The organism is Herpetosiphonaceae bacterium (genome assembly GCA_036374795.1).
GTDB lineage: Bacteria > Chloroflexota > Chloroflexia > Chloroflexales > Kallotenuaceae > LB3-1.
This window is the reverse complement of sequence record DASUTC010000063.1, coordinates 1-1076: the sequence shown is the minus strand read 5'-3', so window position 1 is coordinate 1076 and position 1076 is coordinate 1. Positions and strand designations below refer to the sequence as shown.

Annotated in this window: 2 protein-coding genes; both read right to left on the bottom strand. The window is 66.2% G+C overall.

The features are described 5' to 3' along the window. On the bottom strand, positions 1 to 478 hold a 478-nt coding region (locus tag VFZ66_03895; GenBank protein HEX6288304.1), incomplete at its 3' end, for a hypothetical protein. A gap of 4 nt (positions 479 to 482) precedes the next feature. Continuing rightward, positions 483 to 1076, bottom strand: a 594-nt coding sequence (locus VFZ66_03890; protein ID HEX6288303.1) for a hypothetical protein, incomplete at its 5' end; no start/stop codon positions are given.

The window sequence follows — 1076 nt, the reverse complement described above, 5'->3', positions numbered from 1 at the left end:
GGGCTGTCGTAAGCACCGCGGTCGCAATCGCCCGCGTGATCCGCTCCCGAATCGCAGGCTCGCGCGCCCACAGCACGATCGTCGGCTGGGCAAAGCGCGCCCAGAAATACGACTGCAGCGTCCGTTGCTCGACCAGTCGTTCGAACTGCGCCAGGGTGAGGAGCGCATACTTGGCGCGCGCGGTTCGGCCGGCGAAGGGCGCCTCGATGTAGTAAACGTTCGGCGGCAGCAGCCGATTGAAGATGCGCATGAGGGGACCGGGGTGGATCTCCTCGTAGCTGTCCGCCAGCAGATACAGGTCGACGATGCTCCCGAGGTCGTCGCCAGTGCGCAGACAGCTGCCGTAGAACAGCACCGCGACGATCCCCGGGCCGTGCCGCCGCCTCGCCGCTTCCGCCACCGCGACGATCGCTGGCCCGGCCGGCGCGGTGTTTTCCGCAGCGATCAGTTGGATCAAAGCCGGCGGCAGGGGTTCCACGAGCTCACAGCCTGACGAATTGTGCGTGATCGGCTGCCGTGATCACGACGGGCTGGTCGGGTAACGGATGGAATGTCTCACCATCCACGGTGAACGGGGCATCGAGACGTACGGCGATCCGCCATGCGCCCTGACTGTGGTAGACATTGGAGGGCAGCGCCTCACGGCGCCACCCATAGAGCACTTTCGGGGTCGATCGCAGCAGATGCTCGGGCGGATAGGTGACGCTGGTGTAGCGAATCGGCTGCGCGTCGTAGTTCCAGAACGGCTTGGATCCGAGGATCAGGCGATGCAGCGTGGTGGCGAGAACCAGGAGCCGCTCGGTCCGCTTCTCATCGCCGCCATCGAGCGCTACCCCGATATCGTGCCCGCGCAGAACGCCAGTGCCGCGTCTGCCCAGAACGCCGCCCAAGAGCAGACCCGCGAGCGTTATCCCCATGCCTAAATCGCCCTTGAGCCCGCGCGCGTAGACCTGACGGCAGCAGAGGTCGATCGCATCGGGGATCGCCCCGGCGCCGAACATCATGCCGCGCTGCGCAACCCCGCCTTGGATCTTCTCGATGCGCAGGATCGGGCGCTCTACCGCGTGATCGGCAAG